We start from the raw sequence: 18,428 nt of genomic DNA on the forward strand, positions 1-18,428 counted from the left end.
TTGAGCAAAGGGGGATGAGCAGGGATTTCAATCGATTGATGTAACGCCGGAATTCTTAAGCGGCGCGGCGTACTGACGGAACAAAGGTACGGGAGTCATCGTGACGGAAGGGAGCGACCTGACCGTCAAGATCGCTGGCGCTGCGCAGAAGTTCGACAGCGGCAGCGCTGGTCTGTTCGGCCATTGCCGCATTCTGCTGCATTGCCTGATCGAGCAGAGTCATCGCGGCATCAATCTGGCGGACAGCATCAAGCGTCCCTTGCGATCCCGATGTGATGCGATCCACTTGCCCGGCAATGTCGGAAAACCGAGCGACCAACGACTCGAGCAGGTTGACGAGGTGCTGCACACGGGCAACGCCCAAAGCCACTTCATCTTTTGAATTGGCCACCAGCTGCTTGATCGCGTTGGCCGATTGCTCCGAACGCTGGGCCAGTTCCCGCACCTCGCCCGCGACCACCGCAAACCCTTTGCCGGCTTCGCCTGCGCGGGCAGCTTCAACACCCGCATTAAGAGCAAGTAGGTTGGTCTGGAAGGCGATGTCATTGATAAAGGATATCATTTCCCCGATCTTGGCCGAAGATGCCTCGATCCGGGTCATCGCTTCGGCTGCGCCAGCGATATCGGCGGCGCCGCGGTCAGCATCGGCCTTGGCTTCGATGGCGGTGCTGCGTGTGGCGGCCCACAGGTTTGCGTCGGTTTCGATAGCGCGCACCATGGTGCCGGCGGTGCGTGCGACGCTTTCGATCGCGGCCGATTGTTCTTCGGTCTTGCTAGCGAGATGAGTCGACGCCTCGCGCAGCTCATGCGCACCATTTGCAACGCGGATCGCGGTTTGCGCCACGGCACCGACTAGTTGATCGAGCTCGGAGCAGGAGTGATTGAGCATCGTACGCGCCGCTTCGTATTCGCCAGGAAAGGGCGCGTGCAGCTGGCTTGCCACATCGCCCGATGCAAGAGCGCGCAGACGGTTTGAAAGGGCGGTCAGCACCGCCTGCTGTTCGGCCGCGACGGCTTCACGCTCGGCATGGCGTTCGGCATCGAGCACGGCCTGAGCCTTGGACGATTCCTTTAGGCGTTGGATCAGCGTTTCGAACCTAACGCACAAGATTATCAACACGCTTGCTTCTACCAGCACGATCACCGCGTGGAAGATGACCCGCCACAAATCCGAACCGTCAGGAAAAACATAAGCCGGAGCGATGAAATTAAGCAGCACGTGATGCAAGGCTGTGGTTGCAGTGCCGGCCAGGATCACACGCCAATCGGCCATGATCGCCAGCACCGCGAGAAACGCGAAGAACAGCATGTGCACATCAATCAACCAGTCGGCTGATCGTGCCATCGCGAGCAACAGTCCCGCCAACAACGGGAAAGTGACCGCGATTATCATGCGCGCCGTATGGTCGGACCGGCGCTGAAGCGCAAATCCAATAGGCGCCGCCACCAGCAGGACCGCGCTGACCGCGATCAGAGGTTCGCCCGTTGCTGCGCCCCATGTGACCAGGATCACGCCAAGCGCGCCCGCAAACGCTGCAAGCAAGCGCATCCCTTTATCGCGCAGAATCTGGATTTCGTCAGATATCACGGCATCACCTTTCTACGGTTCGGCTGGCAGCCACTTGAACCCACAGCTATGGGGACCAGCCCGGCGTTCAGCGCGTTGATGAGGCTGCGGTGCGAAGGTGCGCGGGCAACGACTCGTCCGCTGACTGTATCGATGGTGACGAGCCGGGCGCCTTCGCGGTCGGCCCAGTGCAGCGCAGCGCTAAGATCATGGCTGCGAAGAGGCACCATCACGGCTGCTTCGCCTGTGCGCGGCCACGCAAGCGCCGCGACCAGTGCGAGCGCTGTGGCCCCGCTATGCAGACCGATCATAGCCCGATCACCCAGCATCGCCGTTCTCCAAGGCTTCGCGCAATTCCCCGAGACGAATCGCCGACACGGCAGCGTCCGGATTGCTGGCAGACAGCACCGCCGCGATTTCGCGCAAGGATTGCGCCAGTCTGTCGATCTGCTGCAACTGCACAAGATACCGCCCTGCAACCTCGGCATCGCTGCATAGGACGAAACCGAAATCCTCTGCCTCTTCAGCAAGGTTCGCCAATTGCTTGGCGATACCTGCGAGCAGTACGGTCGAATGAAATGCGCTGGATCGCGGAGCGGGATAATCCATACTCAGGCCGCCAGTTCGATCGGCTCGTCCGCCATCAGGCGCGCCAAATCCAGCACCATTACCATGTCCTCACCCAAAGGTGCGATGCCTACGAGGAAATGGGTGATGCTTTCGTGGCCCATCGCATCAGGCTGCTGGAGCGTACCTGCTTCGATCGAGACAATGTCGGCCACGTCGTGCACGATCAGCCCGCGCATCTGGCCTTCGTGCTCGATCACGATGATCGGGTTGCGCGGGGTCGCGTCGGTTGGCGTCCAGCCGAGCCGCGCGGCCAGATCGATGACAGGCAGCACCGCGCCGCGCAGATTGACGACGCCCGCAACATAATCCGGCACGCGCGGCAGGCGGGTGACGGGCGACCAGGCGCGGATTTCACGTACGGTCATGATGTCGATGCCGAAGCGTTGGCTAGCGATGCCGAAAGTGATGAGTTCGTGGCGCATGGGACGGGTTCCGTTGCTTCAGGGCTTGGCGGGTCGGGTCAGTGGATCACGCGGCGTAACGCGGCGGTCAGCTTGTCAGCGTCGAAGGGCTTGACGATCCAGCCGGTCGCTCCGGCGCTGCGGGCGCGTTGTTTTTTTTCGTCAGAGCTTTCTGTGGTCAGCACGAGGATGGGTCGTTCGGCATGAAGCGCGCTGGTGCGCAGCTTCTCGATCAAGCCGAAACCATCGAGCCGCGGCATGTTGATATCGGTAATGATCACGTCGACTTCGTTCGATGCGAGCCATTCGAGCGCTTCCTGACCGTCCTCGCATTGCTCGACCGCGAACCCGCGCGAAGTCAGTGCGCCGCGTAGCAAGGCGCGCATGCTGGCGCTGTCGTCGACCGTGAGGACACGGATGGTGGCGAAATTGCAGGCTTCCATGATGTGCTCCATTTGAGTCTAGAATAGCTCGACTGTCCCAAGCGCCGATTGCGGTCGCCCCAGAGGTTTTTGCGTAGGGGCAGTTTCGGATGGGACCAGCCGGGCACGGACCTGCCCGCTGACGGGACGAAACTGGATGCGGCGTGCCTGCGTCCCTTCGAGATCCGCGAACACGCAAGGAAGGGCTTCGCGATCAAGGAATTGACGCGCAAAGGCGGCATTGGCGGTGCCGATTGGGCTGAGATCGGGGTTGAGATTGGCCCCTCCGTATAGTCGGGCCCGCATCCGGTTCTTGCGCGCGCCAAGACCGAGCATCTCGTTGATCAGCAATTCCATCAGGAACAGGCCATAATCGCTGTCGAAAGCCTCGCTGCGCACGTGCGCCGGGGGTTCGGCAAGAAGAAAATGGTTCATGCCGCCCACGCGCGCAACCGGATCGAACAGGCAGGTGGCAACGCAGCTTCCCAAGATGGTGCTCATTTCCACGCGCGGATCGGCGCTGGCTTTGGCCTCGCCTTGAACAATGGTCATGCGCACCATTTCGGGTGGAGCGCCGAAGCCTAATCCGCGCGAGGGCAGAGCGGTCATTATAGGGCCACCTTGGCGGGCGCAAAGATTGCGTCGCCGATCCGGTCGAGCGCAAGTACTTCGCGGGCGGCACCCAGTTCGATGGCAGCGCGCGGCATCCCGAAAACGACGCAGCTGGCCTGATCCTGCGCAATGGTGCGCGCCCCAATGCTGGCAAGCTGCATCATACCTTGTGCCCCGTCTTGCCCCATACCTGTCAGCAGAATGCAAGTCGCCCGGCTGCCTCGCTCCGCGCCGAGCGTCGTGGCAAGCGAGGCAAACAGCCGATCCACGCTGGGGCGGTGGCCGCTGACGGGATCACCCTCGCGCAGAACGCATCTCAAGCCGAGCGCCCCGCCTCCGGCGACCTGAAGATGGCGGTCGTTACTTGGTGCAAACACCACAGTTCCTTGCTCCAATGGCATGTCGCTCTCCGCCAGCCTTACCTGCGGGCGTACGGCACGATCGAAAGATTGCGCGATGGCGCCCGCAAAACAGCCGTTGATGTGCTGGACGATCAATGTCGGTGGGCAATCTCGCGGAAACTGGCCAAGCACCGTGTGGAGCGCCTCCACGCCGCCGGTCGAGGCGCCGATGACGATTACCTCGGGCAGTGCCGATGAGATGAAGGCTGAGGCAGTCCCATACGCCCGCGAACGCGGGGCAGGGCGGGGTTGGGTGCGGCCTGGGCGGACCCTGGCCGCCTCGCGCACCAACTCGATCAAGGCGTCGTCATCGCTGGCACCTGGGGCCATGCTGAGCTGGGATTTGGCAATGCAGCCGACTGCCCCCAGTTGCAATCCGCGCGCAGTTGCGGTTGCACCGGCCTCGGTTGCGCCGGAAACGAGGATCACCGGCGTCGGGCGAAGCTGCATGATCTTTTCGAGAAAGGAGAGGCCGTCCATTCCTGGCATCTCGATATCGAGCGTCACGACGTCGGGATCGAGCGCCTTCATCAGTTGCCGTGCCTCAGCCGCATGGGCGGCGGTGCCGATGACTGTGATATCGCCTTCGCGCTCCAGCCGGTGCTGAAGCAAAGCGCGCATCAACGCGGAATCATCGACGATTAGCACGCGTATGCTCACGCCACTCTCCTGCGGTAGATGGTCGGGCCAACCGGCTCGAGCAGGGCGGTGGCAGGCCCACTGACCCGTTCGGAGTGGCCGATGTAAAGATAGCCACCTGGGACGAGATGCCGCGCGAACCGCTCCACCAATCGGTCTTTGGTAGGACCATCGAAATAGATCATCACATTGCGGCAGAAGATGACGTCAAAGGCGCTGCGCATCGGCCAATCGCCCAGCAGGTTAAGCGTGCGAAACCGCACCATAGCTTGGAGCGCAGGATCGATAACGAGGCGCTGCTCGCCGCTATCGTTCACCGGCATGCACCATAGCCGACGCAAGGATTCTGGCAGCGCGTCAAGCGCGCTTACCGGATAGGTCGCCGCTCGTCCGCCTGCCAGCGCCGTGACGGAAATGTCGCTGGCCAGTGCTAGCATCTTGCTGCGGGCGATCCTCAGACCCGCATCGCGATCAGTACCCAGCAGCACCATCAACAGCGTCCAGATTTCCTCTCCGCTTGAACAGCCTGCCGACCAGATGCGCACCGCATCACCCGCCAGCGCACGGGCCACCAGATCAGCCCGCAGGACGGACTCAAAATGATCGAAATGATGCGGCTCGCGGTGGAAGTAGGTGTGATTGGTAGTAAGCGCGGTCCTCACCTCTGTCAGCGCCTCGGCATCATATTCCAGTGTGTCGAGAAAGGCGCCGAAGGTGGTCAGCCCGCTGCGTCGCACCAAAGGGGCAAGGCGTGAATAGGCCAGCATTCGCTTGCGTTCATCGAGCACGATGCCGGTTTCGGAATAGATCAGTGCGGCGATACGACGAAAGTCGGCCTCGTTGTAGATCACAGGGCTGACGCCGGGCACCATGTTTTCGGTGGTAATGTCAGAAGACGGTGCGCGCATGATCAGGCAGCTGCAGCCAGCGCCGCAAACCCAGAAGCTCGCGCGGCCGTACTGGCGATGAAATCGACATCGACGATTAGAGCGACCTTGCCATTACCTAGGATCGTCGCGCCCGCCACACTATCGATCTGGCGGTAATGCGTATCGAGCGCCTTGATGACAAATTGGCGCTGATCGGTGTTTGCATCCACCAACAGCGCGGCGCGGCCGTGGCCTTCGGTTTCCACCAGCACCAGCACGCCTTCGCATGGATTGCTTACCGGTTCATGCGCGCCGGTCAGCTGGCCAAGCGAGATGATCGGCACGAAATTGCCCCGGGTGTTAAGCACTTGCGCGGATGTTCCCATCCCTTTCACATCGGTCGAGGTGGGCCTGAGGCTTTCGATCACGTGAGTCAGTGGGATTACCAGCGATTGATCGCCAACCTGCACAATCATCCCGTCAGAAATCGCGAGTGTGAGCGGCAGGGCCAGCGCAAAGGTCGTGCCTTTTCCTGGTGTGCTTACGATGGTGATACGCCCGCCGAGTTCCTTCACGTTCTGCTTGACCACATCCATGCCGACGCCGCGGCCCGATATTTTGGAAACCTGCGCCGCAGTAGAAAATCCGGGGGCGAAGATCAGGAGGTTGATTTCTTCATCGGAAAGCTGCGCATCTGGACCGACAAGGCCGTTAGCGATGGCTTTGGCCAGTACGCGGTCACGATCAATCCCGCGCCCGTCATCGGCAATGCGGATAATTATGCGCCCGGCTTTTTGTTCGGCCGTTAGTGACAGCGTGCCTTCGGGGTCTTTACCTGCAGCGCGGCGTTCTTCCGGAGGCTCGATCCCGTGATCCACTGCATTGCGAATGAGGTGCGTCATCGGTTCGGACAGGCGTTCGATCACGGTCTTGTCTAGCTCAGTCATCTCACCGGCGACTGCCAGCTTTACATGCTTTCCGGTGCTGGTGCCCAGTTCGCGTAACAGCCGCGGCACGCGCCCGAACACAGAGCTGATCGGCTGGGCGCGGAACGCCATTGCGTGTTCCTGAATGTCGCGAACCAGACCGTCTATCAGCGCCAGCTCCTCCACATGAGCGAGGTTTTCGTTGGTAAGCCGCTGAGCCAGCATGGCTTGCGCGATCACCAACTCGCCCACGCCATCGATCAGCATATCGAGCTTTCTCAGATCAATCCGTACCGACTGACTCGAGGGAGCCGCCGCCGAGGCACCAGCAGCCGCAACAGGGGCGGCAGGGTGCGGGGACGCACCGATGATAGGCTCAGGTTTGACTTTGACAGGGTCAGCTGGTGCTTCGGCCGCACCAAGGGCGGTAAAGGGGGCTGCGATCCGCGCCGGCGGCATGACGCCATCGGGGCCGTAAGCAATGCCGACATCTTCTCCAACAAAGTCGAAGATCTCGGCTACCGCCTCGCGTGAGACATGGCCGGGCATTCGGAAGGTCCAGCCCAGATAACCTTGCGCCACGGCCATGCGCTCAATCGTGGGGATCGCTGCGATATCGCACACCTCACAGGTGCCGCCGAGATCGGTAAGCTCACGCAGCCATAACAAGGGCTCGGTGCCCTTTGTCATTGCGTCGGCATAGGGCCGAATATGGACCAGCCAGCTTTCAGATGCAGGCGTATGTGCGATGTCAGGGGCGGGAACGGCGAATTCGTTGAGCAGCGCATCGAGATCATCAAGGGGTGTTTTCTCCAGGGGCGCACACGCATGCACGTGCTCGGCGGTCGCACCGCCGTTGCCGCCCGCTCGCGCGGCTTCGAGCTTCGCCAACAGGTCTGCATCGTCAGGGGAGCTACCTTCGCCACGCGCTGCCTCGACATGATCGCGCAGGCAATCCAGCGCCAGCAGCAAGAGATCGACCAGTTCCGGCTCGAGTGGCACCTTGCCTTCGCGGATCTCGCCCAGGAGGTTCTCAAAACCGTGGGTGTAGGCGGCCAGCGCCGTGTGTCCGAATGCGCCCGCGCCGCCTTTGATCGAATGCACCGCGCGGAAGATCGCGTTGATCGTTTCGGCATCGTGGGTGGCTTCACGGCAGGCCGCAAGGCCGCTCTCTGCAGCTTCGAGCGATTCTTCGCACTCGACGAAGAAGATCTGCTTGATATCGTCTTCGGTCATGCAACTACGCCTTCCATAACGACATGATTGAGCCCGGCCAACGCAAGGGCAGCGATGAAGGCAGGGCTGGGTTCGTAGATGGCGATCCCGCCTTCGCTGCGTGCGGCCGAGACGATCAGTTGCAACATGGCCTGACCGATCCGTTCGACACGCTTCGCATCAACCGACAGGGGCGTTGGTCCCAACGATTCGGCAAATTCGGGATACATTGCGATAGCTGCGCTGCGGTCGCAGTTAGGGGGTAGCGTGATCATTGAGGCAGACCTCTTGCGAATGGGCGGGCGAGCAGCGACGGCGGCAGGGAATCAGAATTCGCTCCAGTCGTCTTCATCAGTGAGCGAAGCTGGAAGCGGAACCGGTGCGGTTTTCCGCGCAAGATTACCGATCATTGGCGGAGGTGAGGCAGGCTGGGGAAGCGCGGTTTTGCGCTCACGCGCTGGCTTGCTTGCCGGTTTGCTCGGGGCCGTATTTATGACCGTGTTCGGGGCGATGTTCTGGAGCACCCGCGGCGCGACAAAAGCAGGTGATGTTGCCGGCTGCTCGGCACCGCTGACCCGGAATTGCGTAACCATCTCGCCGAGCCGCTGTGCTTCAGTTGAAAGGCTACGGGTGGCAGCAGTTGATTGCTCGACCATTGCAGCGTTCTGCTGAGTCATCCGATCAATCGTGCCGACGGTGATATTGACCTGTTCAAGGTTACTGGTCTGCGTGGCCGTCGTCTCGGCGATTTCGTTGACCTGCTCCGTTACGGCACCGACCTGCGCGACGATTTCAGCCAGTAGCGTGCCGGTTTCGCCCACCAGATTAACGCCGTCGCCGACGTGAGCGGTGGATTTGTCGATAAGTGTTTTAATGTCGTGGGCGGCGTCGGCCGATCGTTGGGCGAGGGCGCGGACTTCGTTGGCAACTACGGCGAAGCCCTTACCGGCCTCGCCCGCGCGCGCCGCTTCGACGCCTGCGTTCAGAGCGAGCAGGTTGGTCTGAAAGGCGATCCCGTCGATTACATCGATGATCTGGGTGATTTCCCGCGCCGATTGCGCAATCGCGCCCATTGCAGCGACGGCTTTGCCTACGACGGCCCCGCCTTCGGTGGCGCGCTGGTGCGTTTGCGCAATCGCGGTGCGGGCAGAAATAGCACTTTCGGCAGATCGGCGCGTGAGATTTGTGGTCTGGCCCACCGAGGCGGCCGCTTCTTCAAGGCTGGCCGCTTGCTGTTCGTTACGCAAGGCCAGGTCTTCGCTAGCCGCGCGAATCTCGTCGGAACTTGTGCGTACGCCGGTGGCGGTCGCCCGCACAGCGCCGATCATGCTTTCAAGCCGTGCGACAGACGCGTTGAAAGCCTGCTGCAAACGCTCATGCTCGCCTGCGGGCATGAGCGTAATGCGATGCGTGAGATCGCCCTCAGCTAACCGGTCAAGCGCGGCGCTGAGTGTCTCCACCACCTTGGTCGATTGATCGGACTCGGCTTCCTGCACCCGCAGCGCATTGGCGCGGAAAGTGTCCATCGCCTTGGTCATTCGCCCCAAGCAATCGAAATGATCGGTGTGTTTGATCGGCGATGTCATATCGCCCGCGGCAAGCCGCTCCATTCGCACCACGGTGTTGACGTAAGGCGCGCAAATCAGTTCCTTGGCCTTCACCATCAGCGCAGTTGTTATCAGCAGATCAACAAGGGAAACCCCAATCATCAAGGTTGGACTGATTAGCCCGAACAGCAACAGAGAGGTTCCGATTAGATTCGCAAGGCCCGTGATGCCTGTTACAGCAATCAGTACGGTAAACTTCTGGCGGATCGGAGCGTTTTTCTGGAACCAAGTGATCATGGCGCAATCCTCGAAAGCGGTCTGGTTGAGCGTAGTAGCGGCGGGTTCTGAAAGGCTGTTTGCCGAAGGACTAGGAGCAAGCCCTTACCCAGGCGTTCAGGCCGCTCATGCGAGGTATCCGGTCGGAACCGGTATGAACTTCACTGATCTGGAAACCAGCAGGGGTCGCCGTCGCTTACGATCGCAAAGCATGAATGACGCACCGCACCAATCGGCCACGCGCCTATGCGCAAGCCCTTAATCTGCAGGCGCGAATTTGTTTGCGCCTCACACTCTACAACAGCGGCAGAGCGCGCGTGGGCAGGCGTGCCGGGCTTTCCAAGGCCCCATCCCGATCAATAATGAAAGGCTCAGCGCATCATGGCCAACGTGAGAGTACTGGTGGTCGACGATTCCGCCGCGATGCGGGCGTTGTTTTGCGACATTCTTGACAATGCCAAAGGTGTGACCGTGTGCGGAACGGCAAAGAACGCCGATGACGCGCGCGAGCAACTCGAAAAGCTCAAGCCCGATGTGCTGACCCTGGATGTCGAAATGCCGGGAAAAAGCGGAATGGAGTTTCTCGAAGAGGTGATGGAAACCCGGCCAATGCCGGTGATCATGCTCTCCAGCATTACCCAGGCCGGAACTGGCACAGCGCGCCGAGCACTCGAGCTGGGCGCGGTGCATTGCTTTCCAAAACCTTTGCACACCTCACGCGAAGAGTTTGACGCGACCGTGCGGCAGCTGGGCGATATTGTGATCAGGGCGGCGGCGGGCGAATTGGCGGCCAGCGGTGTGGACGCTGGCGAAGGCGAGGGCGGGGCGCGCTATCGCAGCGACGGGCGAATCGTGGTGTTAGCTTGTGGAGCCGCCGGCATTGAAGGGGCGCGTCAGGTGCTGGCCGCTTATGATGCTGCCTGTCCGCCCACCATCGTCCTGCTCGATGCCGAGCCCGCTGTGGTGGAAAACGCGGTGCGTGCCATGCGTCATTCGCTTGCCTGCCAGTTAGGCGACGCGGTGGACGGCGTCTCGTTGGAAATCGGTAAGGTGTGGCTAGCCCATGATTCGACCCGCCATGTGGTGGTAGAAGCGGGAGATCCGCCGCGCCTGCGACTGGTGGATCGCGATCCAATCAATGGGTACCGGCCTTCTGCAGACTTACTGCTGGGCAGCCTTGCGCGCAGTGGTCTGCCGGCGCTGGGCGGCCTGCTTACCGGCATTGGCACCGATGGCGTGCGAGGCCTTGCGATCCTGGCCGAGACGCAGGGCAAGGTGTTTGTTCAGCGCCCCGCCGACTACGCGCCGCGCGACCGCTATGACGCTGTGCGCGCACAAGGCTTCGCACTCGCCGATCTTCGGCAGGAGGCCATTCCCGAATGGGTTCTCGAACAGACAAACGCCGTCACCATTTAGCGGATTTGAAAAGGACGTTGTTTGCGGCTGTTTCGAAACCTTTGAGATTGTCGATTGACTGAGACCACGCTGCCGCTATTTCGATAATTGTCGAAAGGTAGCGAAATGGGTGAGGCCACTACACAAATCTGGGCCGTCGATGCGCTGGGAGCACTTGCGCATGAAACGCGGCTGGGTGTGTTTCGAATGCTGGTCGTGGCCGGCCATGACGGCATGATAGCAGGCGCCATCGCCGAGCGTCAGGGTGTGCCGCCGTCCACCATGTCGCATCATCTGGCTACCCTCGAACGCGCTGGCCTGGTTCAGTCCGAGCGGGAAAGCCGCTTGATCCATTACCGCGCCGATTTTCCGGGTATGCGCCGCCTGCTGACGTTCCTGATGCAGGATTGCTGCCAGGGGGCGCCGGAAATGTGCGGTGATCTTCTCGCCAGCCTTGAGTGCGCCCCCCGGCAATCTCAAATCGCGAGCAAACATGTCGCCAAATAAAGGGCCAAGCGCATGACCGATATCGTGATCTACCATAACCCTGAATGCGGTACATCGCGCAATGCGCTGGCGATGATCCGCAATGCAGGGATCGAACCGCATGTCGTCGAATATCTCAAAACCCCGCCATCACGTGCCCTGCTGGAAAGTCTGATTGACCGCGCAACTATGTCCCCGCGCGCCTTGCTCCGCGAAAAGGGCACGCCCTTTGCCGATCTTGGGCTGGATAACCCCGATTTAATGGATGCCGATCTGATTGATGCCATGATCGCGCACCCCATTCTGATCAACCGCCCGCTGGTGGTATCGCCACTCGGCGTGAAGCTGTGCCGCCCGTCCGAGGAGGTGCTCGATCTGATCCCGGCCGAACAGCGCGGCGCATTTGCGAAGGAAGACGGCGAACAGATCGTTGATGCGACTGGCAGTCGCATTGCGTTGGAAAGCTGAACCATGACGCAAGAGACGCAGGCCGCATCGCCGCTGGGGCTGTTTGAACGCTGGCTATCGCTTTGGGTCGCACTGGCGATTGCGGCAGGCATCGTGCTTGGCAATCTCGTGCCCGGTGCCATCGGCATGCTTGCCTCTCTGCAGGTGGCTTCGGTCAATCTGGTGGTGGCCGTGCTGATTTGGGCGATGATCTTCCCGATGATGGTCGGTGTCGATTTCGGCAGCATTCGTGACAGACGCCGCAAACCCAAAGGCCTTGTGATCACGCTGGTGATCAATTGGCTGGTCAAACCATTCACGATGGCGGCAATTGCGGTGTTATTCTTCGATTATCTTTACGTGGGGATCATGCCCCGCAGCGATGCGCAGCAATATATCGCAGGGTTGATTCTGCTGGGCGCGGCGCCCTGCACGGCGATGGTGTTCGTCTGGTCACAGATGACCAAAGGCGACCCGGCCTATACGCTGGTGCAGGTGTCGGTGAACGATCTGGTTATGATCATCGCCTTTGCGCCGATTGTGGCGCTGCTGCTGGGTGTCACCGACATCATCGTGCCGTGGGAAACCCTGCTGCTATCGGTGGTGCTTTATGTGGTGATCCCTCTGATCGCGGGCGCTGTGACGCGAAGCCGTGTCATCGCGGCGCATGGCGGGGATGACACGGCAGTCGATGCCTTCACGGCGCGCCTGAAGCCGTGGTCGGTTATTGGATTGTTGGCGACTGTCGTTTTGCTGTTCGCCTTTCAGGCGGGCACGATCATTTCCAATCCGCTGCTGATTGTGCTGATTGCGATCCCGATCATTATTCAGTCCTACGGCATCTTCGCGATTGCCTATGCCTGGGCGTTTGCCTGGAAGGTGCCACACAATATCGCGGCACCCTGCGCGATGATCGGCACATCCAACTTCTTCGAGCTGGCTGTCGCGGTTGCTATCGGCCTGTTTGGGTTGTCGAGTGGTGCCGCCCTCGCGACGGTTGTCGGCGTGCTGGTCGAGGTGCCGGTGATGCTGTCTCTGGTGGCTTTCGCCAACCGCACGCGCAACCGCTTTGCTGGAGAAGCGATGTGACAGTGCCAGCCATGGGGGGCCTGGCGATCTTCGGTGCGGCTGCCTTTTTCGAGATTGCCGGTTGCTACGCCTTCTATGCGTGGCTGCTGACCTTCGCGCCGACAGACGCAGCCGGGCGTGCCTATGCTGCCTATGGCGGTGTTTATATCGCGGCGTCACTGTTGTGGCTGTGGCTGGTAGAACGCCAGTCGCCGGATCGTTGGGACATGCTTGGCGCGGCGACCAGTCTGGTTGGCGCAGCCGTGATCCTGTTCGCGTCGCGAGCCACGTGAAGGAACCATCCTAGAATGCCGCAGTTTCAATACATACGCACGCTGTTTGATGCGGATCATCTGCCCGCGCTCAAGCCGGAATACGTGCATACTCGTCCTGCGCTTGGCTTGGGTCCGATGGATCCGCCACCGCGCATCTTGCTGTTGTATGGTTCGCTGCGAGAACGGTCTTTCTCGCGCCTTGTGGTTGAGGAAGCCGCGCGGCTGCTGCAATTCTATGGATGCGAGACCCGCATCTTTGATCCGCGTGAGCTACCGATGCCTGACGCAGTCGCGGGCGATGATCACCCGGCTGTGCACGAATTGCGGGAGCATTCGCTGTGGTCGGAGGGCCAAGTCTGGTGCAGTCCCGAACGCCACGGCACCATCACCGGGCTTATGAAGACCCAGATCGACCATCTGCCGCTAGCCTATAAAGGCCAGCGACCCACGCAGGGGCGCACGCTGGCGGTTATGCAGGTCTGCGCCGGATCGCAAAGTTTCAACACCGTCAACACCCTGCGGATTCTGGGGCGATGGATGCGGATGGTTACGATCCCGAACCAGTCCTCGGTCGCCAAGGCCTACGAGGAGTTCGACGAAGCAGGGCGTATGCTGCCATCAAGCTATTACGACCGGATCGTCGATGTGGTGGAGGAGTTGGTACGATTCACCGTTTTGACGCGCCCGCACGCCGCCCAATTGGTTCATCGCTATTCCGAGCGCAAGGAGCGAGACGAGCCGGTAGAAACGCCTACGGAGGCTGCCGGGCTTGTGAAGCTATAGGCTGCGAATCCGTCGAGCGGCGCGTTGGCACAAGAACACATGTCGTACGGCAGGCAAGAGTACTGGGAGGCCCTCAAACGTTTTCGCCTAGGAGGGACTGACTGGCTAAATTGCCATGCTAATGGGCGTCGATGATGTTTCTCGATACCGAAGCGACGCTGCTCCTGATTGGCATACTGCTGTTGACCACGGTTTTGGCTGGAACCCTCTCCAGCCGTTTCGGGCTTCCGGCCTTGATCGGCTTTCTCGGCCTTGGGATGCTGGCAGGCGTGGAAGGGCCTGGAGGTATTGCCTTCAGCAATTTTTCGACAGCCCAGTCTGTGGGAACCGCGTCGTTGATCTTCATCCTGTTTTCCGGCGGTATGGATACTTCGTGGCGAGATGTTCGCCGTGTCGCTGCGCCCGCCCTGGCCTTGGCAACGGTTGGCGTTCTGGTGAGTGCGGGTATCGTGGTTGTCGCGGCGATTTGGCTGTTGGGCCTGGGCGTTTATGAGGCAGCGCTGCTGGGCGCGATCATTGCATCGACCGATGCAGCCGCCGTCTTTGCAATTTTGCGTTCGACCGGGCTGGATCTGCACGGTGATGTGCCGGCTCTGATTGAAGTCGAGTCCGGTTGCAATGACCCCATGGCCATTTTTCTGGTCGGTGCGGTGTTGATGTTCATCACCACCGAAGATGCATCACCCTTGGCTCTTGTCCCTGAGTTTGTGGTGCAAATGGCGATGGGGGCTGTGGTTGGCCTCGCCATCGGCTTCGCAATGCCATTGCTCCTCAAGCGGGGTGGGTATCGCCAGGGCGGGCTGGCGTTCGTGATCTCAATCGCCGCGGCGCTGATCGCGTTCGGCACTGCGCATCTTTTGTCAGGCAACGGCTTTCTTGCAAGTTACCTTGCAGGATTGGTTGCGGGCAATCGCAGCTATGCCGCAAAGCGAACCATTTCCAGCTTTCAGGACGGCATGGCGTGGCTGGCACAGGTTACGATGTTCCTGACCCTCGGCCTGCTGGTAACCCCTTCAGAGCTTGAGCCTGTAATCATCCCTGGATTGGTGACGACCGGGGTTCTGCTTTTCGTAGCCCGCCCGGTTAGCGTGTTTTTATGCCTTGCGCCCTTCAGTCAATTCGGCTGGCGTGCAAAGTTGTTTGTCTCCTGGGCCGGCCTGCGCGGGGCAGTACCGATCGTGCTTGCCACTTTCCCGATGGTGGCCGGGGTGCCGGGCGCATTTGCCATTTTCAATATCGTGTTTTTTGTCGTGCTGCTGTCCAGTCTGCTACAAGGACCGACCATCAAGTGGGCAGCGCAGGTGTTGCGTATCGCCGAGCATGATGCGCGAGAAATCGATCGCAGGGGCCTAGTGAAATCGAACTGATTGCGGCAAGCTACCGCGCAACGTGCCGTGCAGCAAAGGAGGCGTGATGCGGATCTCGCTAGGCCTGCGCAGACATTGCCCGTCGCGCCCGGCTCTGGCGTACCAGCTCGGCCATACGGATGCTGGCACCTGCAGCGGTCAAGCGCGCGTGATCGGCACCGACCGAGCCAGCCGTTGCGGCGGCCTCGGCAAACAGTCTCCCGCCTACGGAGATGACTGTGGGATGATCGGAGGCCACCAGCCGCGTGTAATCAATTGTTGCGCGCAGGCGCGGCACAACGTGGTGCCGCGGCATGGCATCCGAAAGACCGATGTCGAGCGCGTCAGGGTGCTGCGCGCTCAGCTGATTGGCTAGGGCTTCCTTTGTGTCGGGAAAGGCCATGTCGACACGCCAACCGGCGTCGGTGAACTGGTCTGCAAGCATGGTTGTGCCGAGAATATGCTGTTCGCCGGGTGCGGTTGCCAGAAGGATCTTGTACTGCGTGTTTTGAATCGCATTTGCGTTCTTGTAGTGACGCACTGCATGACCAGCCAGTTGCAGCATACTGAGGCCAATCGTAAGATCGAACTCGCTGCATTCATCAGCTAACCATGCGTCCCCAAGCGCCCGTGCGGTCGGCTCTATCAGCAGCAACACGATGGCATCGCTGGTCCATCCTTCATCGTGAAGCGAAGCGATGAAGGTGTTGATGCGAATATCGTCGGCATTCAGCGCCAGACCGATCAGATTTTCGATGTGCGATTTGATCGCCCGCGGCGATTGCCGTTTTGCTTTTGTGCCGGCGGGCGCATCGTCTGTACGGCTGTGGAGCATCAGATCCCAGTCCGAAAACAATCGGGACGGGACGATATGCTCGCTCAAAACTTCGATATGGTCATGGCGTGTGTCCTTTTTAATCGAGGACCACAAGCCATTCAATTTGTCCGTCGGACCTTCGAGTGTCTGGAGAAAGGAGCCCCCTTCGTAAATCAGCATTCCTGTGACGCCGAGCTGTCGGTTACGTGACCGTGCTCTTTGAACCAGCACCTGCAAGTCGGATGTGCTGGGCGAGGCGGTCGCGAGGCTTTTGTAGGTTAGGCAGGCGATCCAGCCCTCGCTGGTCGAATTGTTTGGCGAGTTTTGCAACATCCTCATGTCCCTTCGATGAAAGGGGCGGGGATCAACGGCAAGTCTGAACGGGAGATAACACGGCCAGCAACACCAGGCAGATGATCCCCATCCGCCACTATAAGTGCAACGCTCCCGTAAAAAACGGGATGGAGGCATTGCATTACGCGGCCTTTTTTTCACTCGGTCGCTCTATGGAAATATCCTCGATTCACGCGAGTCCGTCAAGTGACAAGCATGCAATCGGCATTAACCCGAGGGCCCCTTTGTCTTGACCGAGCGTCTTGGAAGTCGCGGCAATTCGTAATGATCTGGCTGGGCTATTGGCGACAGACGCGACGTACCGAAATCACAAATGTTGATAGCTTTGCAATCGCCCACGTCTGACCGGCGGGAAATTCGACCAAGCGCCAAACACCAAATAGCCGCTGTTCTCGTACGCAAAGCCAAAACGTTAGAGTTTGACAAATAGCAAGAAAGTGTCGACCTAAATAGCCGCACAGTGACGGTGTCTTTCGGTCGGATCGATGCCGGTTGAAAACATGATGATTTCCGAACGCTAATTACGTTACCGCCCCTATCCGCCTCGCATGAGCGACAGCGTTTGTCTGGCCCGATCGACGCCACTGCGCGCGCCAGCCGAGGTGACATCACCAAAGGATACAACATGATCGACGCCGGCAGCATCGACGCACGCGACCTCCTTGAGGCGCACAAGGCATCTGACATTTCCGCGATCAACGGAATCGTCAGTATCGCCAACATCCTGCGTAAGCGCGGTTTTTTGAATGATGCCGACGTGTCCGCAGTTCACGAAAGTATGAGCCTACCCCTGGGGTTGCCCCAATATGCTGAAAATTTGCACGTTCAGGATATACAAGCCAACCTCGACGACTTGTTTGCGTTGGTGCTAGAACCAGGTTGATGGTGCTCGGTAGGGTATGCGAGCTTCGGCAAGCCGGACTGTCCGGCATTAATTACGCCTATCTTTGAAGGAAAATTGAAGTTGCCTATGTTTGATGAAATGAACCCCTCTCATGACGATGATCTCGAGCCTGAAGCGATCACACTGGAAACTTTCGTGTATTGCAGCCGTGCAGCAGAGAGCATTGATGCTGCGGAAGTCAGTCGCATCATTGAATTTTCGCAGGCGCGCAACGTGGCTCGGGGCATTACCGGCGTTCTGGTGTTCGGCAGCGGCGTTTTTTTCCAATGGATCGAAGGTCCGCCTGCGGAGGTTGAGGATTTGATTTCAAACCTTTACAGCGATGGGCGGCATCACGACATTGTAACTCTTGATCGAAATACTGAGAAACGGGAGCGACTTTACCCGCATTGGGAAATGGAGCACGTTGAGGCGGACGACATTCGATCAGTGCTGCAAGAGGCGCTCGAAACCGCAGATGATGAAAGCAGCATCGCGGCGTTGACGCGAATTCTTGCGCATCTTGCTTCTGCCGACTTGTCGACACTCGGCCACGAGTAAACTGATCTCTCCCTCGATAAAGACATTTTGCGGACTTAAATGCCCGTGGCGCTTTAGCTAATGCCCGCGAACCATCATGCTCGCTGAGATCGCAACAAAGAAAGCTGCTTGAGCAAAAAAGAAGTTGAACGGACAGCACGGCCTCTGCTGTCCGTTACGAAAGAGGCTTTTCCCAAGTCATCAAAAAAGTGGTCGAGGAGAGAGGATGCGAGTCCACTTTTTCGACCACCTACATAGCCCAGAAAACCGCGGCTTTGCGCACGCCCGGATGAGCGGGTAAACCAGCAGGTGACACGCCACACATCCCGGTGCAAGGTCGAATTTCCAAGCGGGCGGGGCGGTCAGGCTTGTCCAGAAACTGAAGGCTGGGTGGATCAGCGCATCATCAACTGCGTAGTCTCAGACGGCCACTGTGTGTCCATTTTTACGGTGCCCAGCCTTGGCGGTCAGCCATGTTTCCCATCGCCAGCTGCCAAAAAATTCCTGTCCTTCAGGTTCCGCCCCCGAC

21 protein-coding genes are annotated in these 18,428 nt (G+C 59.8%); 9 read left to right on the top strand and 12 right to left on the bottom strand.

What is annotated here, in order from left to right; all coding sequences use genetic code 11:
• Window positions 1–55: 55 nt before the first annotated feature.
• Genes ACRANW_RS07690 through ACRANW_RS07740 form a run of 11 tightly spaced genes read right to left on the bottom strand, consistent with a single transcriptional unit; the run spans window position 56 to window position 9,526 of the window.
• The gene (locus tag ACRANW_RS07690) at window positions 56–1,588 is read right to left on the bottom strand and encodes a methyl-accepting chemotaxis protein (RefSeq protein ID WP_479431242.1); all 1,533 of its coding nucleotides are present in this window, start codon (window positions 1,586–1,588) and stop codon (window positions 56–58) included.
• On the bottom strand, window positions 1,585–1,878 hold the full coding sequence (locus ACRANW_RS07695; protein WP_479431243.1) for a hypothetical protein: 294 nt from the start codon (window positions 1,876–1,878) through the stop codon (window positions 1,585–1,587). The genes ACRANW_RS07690 and ACRANW_RS07695 overlap by 4 nt, the downstream gene beginning before the upstream one ends.
• Window positions 1,879–1,885: 7 nt before the next feature.
• Window positions 1,886–2,176 carry a hypothetical protein gene (locus ACRANW_RS07700; protein ID WP_479431244.1) on the bottom strand — a complete coding sequence of 97 codons (291 nt, stop codon included), beginning with the start codon at window positions 2,174–2,176 and terminating at the stop codon, window positions 1,886–1,888.
• 2 nt (window positions 2,177–2,178) lie between these two features.
• Complete coding sequence (locus ACRANW_RS07705) at window positions 2,179–2,619, bottom strand: chemotaxis protein CheW (protein WP_479431245.1); 441 nt, start codon at window positions 2,617–2,619, stop codon at window positions 2,179–2,181.
• 38 nt (window positions 2,620–2,657) lie between these two features.
• On the bottom strand, window positions 2,658–3,041 hold the full coding sequence (locus ACRANW_RS07710; protein WP_479433890.1) for a response regulator: 384 nt from the start codon (window positions 3,039–3,041) through the stop codon (window positions 2,658–2,660).
• Window positions 3,042–3,059: 18 nt separating this feature from the next.
• A complete protein-coding gene (locus tag ACRANW_RS07715; RefSeq protein ID WP_479431246.1) occupies window positions 3,060–3,629 on the bottom strand; it encodes a chemotaxis protein CheD in 570 nt (189 codons plus the stop codon).
• Complete coding sequence (gene cheB / locus ACRANW_RS07720; RefSeq protein ID WP_479431247.1) at window positions 3,629–4,693, bottom strand: chemotaxis-specific protein-glutamate methyltransferase CheB; 1,065 nt, start codon at window positions 4,691–4,693, stop codon at window positions 3,629–3,631. The genes ACRANW_RS07715 and cheB overlap by 1 nt, the downstream gene beginning before the upstream one ends.
• On the bottom strand, window positions 4,690–5,580 hold the full coding sequence (locus ACRANW_RS07725) for a CheR family methyltransferase (protein WP_479431248.1): 891 nt from the start codon (window positions 5,578–5,580) through the stop codon (window positions 4,690–4,692). The genes cheB and ACRANW_RS07725 overlap by 4 nt, the downstream gene beginning before the upstream one ends.
• A gap of 2 nt (window positions 5,581–5,582) precedes the next feature.
• Window positions 5,583–7,703: a chemotaxis protein CheA gene (locus tag ACRANW_RS07730; RefSeq protein ID WP_479431249.1), complete on the bottom strand. Its 2,121-nt coding sequence runs from the start codon at window positions 7,701–7,703 to the stop codon at window positions 5,583–5,585.
• On the bottom strand, window positions 7,700–7,957 hold the full coding sequence (locus tag ACRANW_RS07735; RefSeq protein WP_479431250.1) for an STAS domain-containing protein: 258 nt from the start codon (window positions 7,955–7,957) through the stop codon (window positions 7,700–7,702). The genes ACRANW_RS07730 and ACRANW_RS07735 overlap by 4 nt, the downstream gene beginning before the upstream one ends.
• A gap of 51 nt (window positions 7,958–8,008) precedes the next feature.
• Entirely contained in the window at window positions 8,009–9,526 is a 1,518-nt protein-coding gene (locus tag ACRANW_RS07740; RefSeq protein WP_479431251.1) for a methyl-accepting chemotaxis protein, read from the bottom strand.
• A gap of 360 nt (window positions 9,527–9,886) precedes the next feature.
• Here ACRANW_RS07740 and ACRANW_RS07745 point away from each other — a divergent pair, with 360 nt between their 5' ends.
• The 7 genes from ACRANW_RS07745 to ACRANW_RS07775 all read left to right on the top strand — a co-directional run bounded on the left by ACRANW_RS07745 (window position 9,887) and on the right by ACRANW_RS07775 (window position 15,326).
• Window positions 9,887–10,921, top strand: coding sequence for a response regulator (locus tag ACRANW_RS07745; protein ID WP_479431252.1), 1,035 nt, complete (start codon window positions 9,887–9,889; stop codon window positions 10,919–10,921).
• Window positions 10,922–11,026: 105 nt separating this feature from the next.
• Complete coding sequence (locus ACRANW_RS07750) at window positions 11,027–11,407, top strand: ArsR/SmtB family transcription factor (protein ID WP_479431253.1); 381 nt, start codon at window positions 11,027–11,029, stop codon at window positions 11,405–11,407.
• Between the two features lie 12 nt (window positions 11,408–11,419).
• Window positions 11,420–11,854, top strand: a complete 435-nt coding sequence (arsC, locus tag ACRANW_RS07755; RefSeq protein WP_479431254.1) for an arsenate reductase (glutaredoxin) — start codon at window positions 11,420–11,422, stop codon at window positions 11,852–11,854.
• A gap of 3 nt (window positions 11,855–11,857) precedes the next feature.
• Complete coding sequence (gene arsB / locus ACRANW_RS07760; protein ID WP_479431255.1) at window positions 11,858–12,922, top strand: ACR3 family arsenite efflux transporter; 1,065 nt, start codon at window positions 11,858–11,860, stop codon at window positions 12,920–12,922.
• An 11-nt stretch (window positions 12,923–12,933) separates the two neighbouring features.
• A complete protein-coding gene (locus ACRANW_RS07765; protein ID WP_479433891.1) occupies window positions 12,934–13,194 on the top strand; it encodes a YnfA family protein in 261 nt (86 codons plus the stop codon).
• 15 nt (window positions 13,195–13,209) lie between these two features.
• Window positions 13,210–13,959 carry an arsenical resistance protein ArsH gene (arsH, locus tag ACRANW_RS07770; protein ID WP_479431256.1) on the top strand — a complete coding sequence of 250 codons (750 nt, stop codon included), beginning with the start codon at window positions 13,210–13,212 and terminating at the stop codon, window positions 13,957–13,959.
• A 131-nt stretch (window positions 13,960–14,090) separates the two neighbouring features.
• A complete protein-coding gene (locus ACRANW_RS07775; RefSeq protein WP_479431257.1) occupies window positions 14,091–15,326 on the top strand; it encodes a potassium/proton antiporter in 1,236 nt (411 codons plus the stop codon).
• A 58-nt stretch (window positions 15,327–15,384) separates the two neighbouring features.
• On the opposite strand, the gene ACRANW_RS07780 is transcribed toward ACRANW_RS07775, so the two are convergent.
• Window positions 15,385–16,461 carry a BLUF domain-containing protein gene (locus tag ACRANW_RS07780; RefSeq protein WP_479431258.1) on the bottom strand — a complete coding sequence of 359 codons (1,077 nt, stop codon included), beginning with the start codon at window positions 16,459–16,461 and terminating at the stop codon, window positions 15,385–15,387.
• Window positions 16,462–17,101: 640 nt separating this feature from the next.
• On the opposite strand from ACRANW_RS07780, the gene ACRANW_RS07785 reads away from it, so the two are divergent.
• Window positions 17,102–17,359 (top strand): hypothetical protein, encoded by a 258-nt coding sequence (locus tag ACRANW_RS07785; protein WP_479431259.1) that lies wholly within the window; start codon window positions 17,102–17,104, stop codon window positions 17,357–17,359.
• 99 nt (window positions 17,360–17,458) lie between these two features.
• Window positions 17,459–17,920: a BLUF domain-containing protein gene (locus tag ACRANW_RS07790; protein ID WP_479431260.1), complete on the top strand. Its 462-nt coding sequence runs from the start codon at window positions 17,459–17,461 to the stop codon at window positions 17,918–17,920.
• The last annotated feature ends 508 nt before the right edge of the window (window positions 17,921–18,428 follow it).

This window comes from Erythrobacter sp. 'gip.4 top 5' (genome assembly GCF_056495765.1).

What these genes read in the sequence shown, in the direction of transcription:
- ACRANW_RS07775 (WP_479431257.1), top strand. Translation starts at nt 14,091, where the DNA reads ATGATGTTTCTCGATACCGAAGCGACGCTGCTCCTGATTGGCATACTG.
- ACRANW_RS07730 (WP_479431249.1), bottom strand. Translation starts at nt 7,703, where the DNA reads ATGACCGAAGACGATATCAAGCAGATCTTCTTCGTCGAGTGCGAAGAA.
- ACRANW_RS07790 (WP_479431260.1), top strand. Translation starts at nt 17,459, where the DNA reads ATGAACCCCTCTCATGACGATGATCTCGAGCCTGAAGCGATCACACTG.
- ACRANW_RS07715 (WP_479431246.1), bottom strand. Translation starts at nt 3,629, where the DNA reads ATGACCGCTCTGCCCTCGCGCGGATTAGGCTTCGGCGCTCCACCCGAA.
- ACRANW_RS07705 (WP_479431245.1), bottom strand. Translation starts at nt 2,619, where the DNA reads ATGCGCCACGAACTCATCACTTTCGGCATCGCTAGCCAACGCTTCGGC.
- ACRANW_RS07710 (WP_479433890.1), bottom strand. Translation starts at nt 3,041, where the DNA reads ATGGAAGCCTGCAATTTCGCCACCATCCGTGTCCTCACGGTCGACGAC.
- ACRANW_RS07700 (WP_479431244.1), bottom strand. Translation starts at nt 2,176, where the DNA reads ATGGATTATCCCGCTCCGCGATCCAGCGCATTTCATTCGACCGTACTG.
- ACRANW_RS07780 (WP_479431258.1), bottom strand. Translation starts at nt 16,461, where the DNA reads ATGAGGATGTTGCAAAACTCGCCAAACAATTCGACCAGCGAGGGCTGG.
- ACRANW_RS07785 (WP_479431259.1), top strand. Translation starts at nt 17,102, where the DNA reads ATGATCGACGCCGGCAGCATCGACGCACGCGACCTCCTTGAGGCGCAC.
- ACRANW_RS07765 (WP_479433891.1), top strand. Translation starts at nt 12,934, where the DNA reads ATGGGGGGCCTGGCGATCTTCGGTGCGGCTGCCTTTTTCGAGATTGCC.
- ACRANW_RS07735 (WP_479431250.1), bottom strand. Translation starts at nt 7,957, where the DNA reads ATGATCACGCTACCCCCTAACTGCGACCGCAGCGCAGCTATCGCAATG.
- ACRANW_RS07725 (WP_479431248.1), bottom strand. Translation starts at nt 5,580, where the DNA reads ATGCGCGCACCGTCTTCTGACATTACCACCGAAAACATGGTGCCCGGC.
- arsC (WP_479431254.1), top strand. Translation starts at nt 11,420, where the DNA reads ATGACCGATATCGTGATCTACCATAACCCTGAATGCGGTACATCGCGC.
- ACRANW_RS07750 (WP_479431253.1), top strand. Translation starts at nt 11,027, where the DNA reads ATGGGTGAGGCCACTACACAAATCTGGGCCGTCGATGCGCTGGGAGCA.
- ACRANW_RS07695 (WP_479431243.1), bottom strand. Translation starts at nt 1,878, where the DNA reads ATGATCGGTCTGCATAGCGGGGCCACAGCGCTCGCACTGGTCGCGGCG.
- ACRANW_RS07740 (WP_479431251.1), bottom strand. Translation starts at nt 9,526, where the DNA reads ATGATCACTTGGTTCCAGAAAAACGCTCCGATCCGCCAGAAGTTTACC.
- ACRANW_RS07745 (WP_479431252.1), top strand. Translation starts at nt 9,887, where the DNA reads ATGGCCAACGTGAGAGTACTGGTGGTCGACGATTCCGCCGCGATGCGG.
- arsB (WP_479431255.1), top strand. Translation starts at nt 11,858, where the DNA reads ATGACGCAAGAGACGCAGGCCGCATCGCCGCTGGGGCTGTTTGAACGC.
- arsH (WP_479431256.1), top strand. Translation starts at nt 13,210, where the DNA reads ATGCCGCAGTTTCAATACATACGCACGCTGTTTGATGCGGATCATCTG.